Below are 3,711 nucleotides of genomic sequence, written 5' to 3'. Positions count from 1 at the left end.
CTATATTGCGGCGTTAGCAGTTGGTAGTTGTTACTGGCTGGCATTCCGTAGCACGCGTTTCCCACAGTTGGCATTAATGCTATTGATGTGTGGCTTTTTTGCAAAAATTGCAGTGACCGTTATCGGTGTTTCTTGGGGTATCTCAAACGATATCATTCAATCGCCGTTCATTTTCTCATTGTCATACCTATTCTTCTTGGTCGTAGTGACTTACGTTTGGTTTGCATACCGCGATAGGTTGACGCTTAAAAAGCGCGCTAAGCAGGTAGAAGAGTCTCGCAAACAAGCCGCTGTATAATTCAGAATTCTAAAAAGGAGCCTTCTTCGGAAGGCTCTTTTTGATCTGGCCTCTCTTAACTCTATTATTTGGTTATGATTGCAGATAAAAGAAACCCCAGTATGGTGACATACTGGGGTTTCTTGTTATTTATCTATTATCTAGCCGCTATCATTTAGCAAAGACCGTTCTTAACGCGTGTTACTTCTTCATCAACTTCGCTAGATCGGCGAAAGGGTTGTGCGTCGCTGATTGGTGGTCGTCTAAACGAGCCTTGGCATCAACGCCATAGCGGTCATGGTCTGTGTATTTTGAGTGTTCATGATCGTGACAGTAAAGGCACAATAGTTCCCAGTTACTTCCGTCTTCAGGGTTGTTTGTATGGTCGTGATCGACGTGGTGAACGGTCAGCTCTCTTAAGTTCGAGTAAACAAATTCACGCGCGCACTTACCACAAACCCATGGGTACAGTTTCAGTGCTTTTTCACGGTAGCCTTTCTCTTGGCGAGCGTACGCTGCACTCGAGCCAGTGTAATCAGAAGACATTGCCAAATCCTTATCAATTGTAATCTCCCGATTTTATCACAGCTTTCTTTAACCTGTAGGCATGTCGTGACTAAATCATGTTTCGTACTAACCGTTATGTGGCTTAGGTTTGATTGGACACTTATCTTTTACGTGTGCTATCTCATAAAGCAGGTTATTTCTTTCTGGAATAAGCCATGCTTAACAGTTTGAAAAGAAATTGTATTTAGGGGTTTTAACCAAGGGAGCGTGACCTAATATCAGTTAAAGCTACCCTATATTAATGAGGAAATATCATGTCAGAACAATACACACCGCCAAAAGTTTGGGTTAACGATACTGATGGTGGTAACAAGTGGGCAAATATCAATAGTCCTGAATCTGGCGCTCGCTTTGATAAAGAGCTTCCTGTTGGTGACCATGCTTTTCAATTGTATTCTCTTGGTACACCTAACGGTCAAAAAGTCACTATCTTGCTGGAAGAGTTGTTAGCGGCAGGTGTTAAAGAAGCTGAATATGATGCGTATTTGATTAACATTGGTGAAGCTGAACAGTTCTCTTCTGGTTTTGTTGGAGTGAATCCAAACTCCAAAATACCGGCACTCGTTGATAAGTCTGGTGCTGAAGATGTGAATGTTTTCGAATCGGCATCTATCCTGATGCACTTAGCTGAAAAGTTTGGTCACTTCTTGCCAAAAGAAGGGGCAGCGAGAACACAAACCATTAATTGGTTATTCTGGGCGCAAGGTTCAGCACCATTCCTAGGTGGTGGCTTTGGTCACTTCTACGCTTACGCTGATGAAAAGCAAGAGTACCCAATTAACCGCTTTGCGATGGAAGCTAAGCGTCAGTTAGACGTGTTAGACAAACAACTCGCCAATAGCGATTTTGTAGCGGGAGAAGAGCTAAGCATCGCTGATATCGCAATTTGGCCTTGGTATGGCAACCTTGTACTAGGAAAAATCTACGATGCCGCTGAGTTCCTACAAGTTGAGTCTTACACCAACGTTGTGCGCTGGGCGAAGCAACTAGAAGCGCGCGAAGGTTTCCAACGAGGTCGAGTAGTGAACCGTTCATTCGGTGAAGAGTGGGAGCAAGTCCCCGAGCGCCATTCTGCAGAAGACATTGACCGAGTTTTAAAGCTTAAGCCTTAGTCGCTTCAAAATTAACTCGCTGTACATAACTAGAGTTTGTTTTTGATTACTTCGAATAACAGACTCTAGTTTTCTCATTTCAAATTGATCCTTCCGAAAGCAAGCTCACCTATTTAGATTTAGCTATTAAAGGCGGTTTAGGTATAAACTTGCGACATCATAATTCTAAAGGATGGTGCCATGTACCACGGTCATATCTATTTCCCTCTGCGCTTTGCAGAGCAAGCAGAAACACTGCGTCAGAAAATCCTCTCAGAGCGTAAAGATGTGTTAGAGACTTTCCCATTAATACAGCGTTTGGTTGGTCCGCATAAGATGCCGATGTTTGAGATTCACTTTGCGAACAAAGAGTCGGGCATTGTTGAATGGCTTGAAAAAGAACGCGGTGACATGTCGGTGCTTATTCACCCGGTAACAGGCGGTGAAGAAACGCTAGACCACACAGTACGTGCGACTTGGCTTGGCCGTGAGCTCGGTGTGTTTGAATATACATTAAGTAGCTAATTTAATTTGCGCCCGACGGTTTGTAGCTAACCAATGTTCTGAATAAACATAGCTGCTGTCGGGTGTATCAAAGCTCACTAATTTTCGAACGATTTCCTTATTAAATACCTAGCTTCTCCAGCTATTTCCGAGTAACAGCGATACCGCTACCGACACGCCTAATGCGATTAGGATATTAGGTAAGTAAAGACCCCAAATCGCGACACAAACCGCCACGGTTACCACAGCCCATAACAGTGTTTCTAAAATCCAAGTACCCATAAAATAACTCCTAACTAGATTGTGCGACTAGCATAACCAAGCAAGGGTAAACTTTTGGTCACCATAAAATAACCATTTGGGCAAATTGCTACAGTATGACTTTAACGATGAACTCATTGTTGTTGGTTTTATGAGTAAACTGCCAACCTTGGTTCTGACAAACGCGATCAATGAGCTCTAGTCCGATACCAAAAGAGGTTTGTTGTTCAGAGTCGTTTGCTAGGTTTTCATCTTCCAAACGGTTGGTTACCTCAAACTGATGTTCTGTCAGTGTGATGCTGATATCTCCGCTACCACCATGTTGAAATGCATTTCGGATTAAGTTGGTGAGTACAACCTCAGTTAACTCGCGCGGCAGAGTATGTTCTTCTTGCTCAACCTTGGTTTGAATGTCCACTTCTTTGTTTTTTAAAAGATAACGTTGGCTTTCGATAATGTTATTGAGCAGGGGAGTCAGCTTGATTTGCTCATAGTTGGTTTCCATCTCGTTATTACGGCTCATCCATAGCAGAGTTGTCACTAAGGCTTTCATGTTGGTGGCTGAGCGTTGGATTCGTGCGACGGCTCGTTGGCCGCTGTTGGGAATACTTTCAGACAACCGCACCAGCATATCGCCACTGGCTGAAATAGTGGCAATCGGTGTTCTTAATTCGTGGCTAGCTGCTCTTAAGAAAAAGCTCTCACGCTCATTGGCCTGACGCTCACCTTGTACGCTCTTAACAAGCTGTGAAGCCAACTGGTCGATTTCTTTGTATCGAAACTGAGTCAGCCCTTCAGTGTTGCCCACATCCAGAGATTCAGACCATTTTGATAGCGTAATAATCGGTTTGGTGACTCGATGTATCAGAAGGCGAATGATCAAAAATACCAAGAGTAAAAGGGCACCTATAGCGATAAAGGCGTTGTTAATTTGGTTCACTGAATCGGGTGGGTTCAGCTCGAATAGAGTCAAGTAAATCGCTTCATCATATTCCGAAATGATGTATAGCG

The 3,711-nt window shown here is 43.5% G+C and carries 6 protein-coding genes; 3 read left to right on the top strand and 3 right to left on the bottom strand.

Annotation, left to right across the window (positions count from 1 at the left end; translation table 11 throughout):
• Window positions 1-298: NADH:ubiquinone oxidoreductase (locus AB4496_RS23940; RefSeq protein ID WP_372132253.1), on the top strand; the 298-nt coding region annotated here is incomplete at its 5' end.
• Between the two features lie 180 nt (window positions 299-478).
• On the opposite strand, the gene AB4496_RS23935 is transcribed toward AB4496_RS23940, so the two are convergent.
• Window positions 479-823, bottom strand: a complete 345-nt coding sequence (locus AB4496_RS23935) for a YajD family HNH nuclease (RefSeq protein WP_004730279.1) — start codon at window positions 821-823, stop codon at window positions 479-481.
• 275 nt (window positions 824-1,098) lie between these two features.
• Between AB4496_RS23935 and yghU the strand changes: the two genes are divergently transcribed.
• Both yghU and AB4496_RS23925 read left to right on the top strand, forming a co-directional pair.
• Entirely contained in the window at window positions 1,099-1,956 is an 858-nt protein-coding gene (gene yghU / locus AB4496_RS23930) for a glutathione-dependent disulfide-bond oxidoreductase (RefSeq protein ID WP_009844872.1), read from the top strand.
• Window positions 1,957-2,136: 180 nt separating this feature from the next.
• Entirely contained in the window at window positions 2,137-2,460 is a 324-nt protein-coding gene (locus tag AB4496_RS23925; protein WP_009844873.1) for a DOPA 4,5-dioxygenase family protein, read from the top strand.
• A 108-nt stretch (window positions 2,461-2,568) separates the two neighbouring features.
• On the opposite strand, the gene AB4496_RS23920 is transcribed toward AB4496_RS23925, so the two are convergent.
• A complete protein-coding gene (locus tag AB4496_RS23920) occupies window positions 2,569-2,721 on the bottom strand; it encodes a hypothetical protein (RefSeq protein ID WP_009844874.1) in 153 nt (50 codons plus the stop codon).
• Between the two features lie 88 nt (window positions 2,722-2,809).
• Window positions 2,810-3,711 (bottom strand): sensor histidine kinase (locus AB4496_RS23915; protein ID WP_372132250.1); only part of this gene is annotated, 902 nt, incomplete at its 5' end.

It is taken from the genome of Vibrio sp. 10N.222.46.A1 (genome assembly GCF_041473595.1).
In the GTDB taxonomy this organism is placed as follows: Bacteria; Pseudomonadota; Gammaproteobacteria; order Enterobacterales; family Vibrionaceae; genus Vibrio; species Vibrio tasmaniensis_A.
Note: the sequence above shows the minus strand (reverse complement) of the source record. Positions and strands in the feature narration are given on the sequence as shown.

Excerpts from the sequence above, each read along its gene's own strand:
- AB4496_RS23925 (WP_009844873.1), top strand. The coding sequence starts at position 2,137 with ATGTACCACGGTCATATCTATTTCCCTCTGCGCTTTGCAGAGCAAGCA.
- AB4496_RS23920 (WP_009844874.1), bottom strand. The coding sequence starts at position 2,721 with ATGGGTACTTGGATTTTAGAAACACTGTTATGGGCTGTGGTAACCGTG.
- yghU (WP_009844872.1), top strand. The coding sequence starts at position 1,099 with ATGTCAGAACAATACACACCGCCAAAAGTTTGGGTTAACGATACTGAT.
- AB4496_RS23935 (WP_004730279.1), bottom strand. The coding sequence starts at position 823 with ATGTCTTCTGATTACACTGGCTCGAGTGCAGCGTACGCTCGCCAAGAG.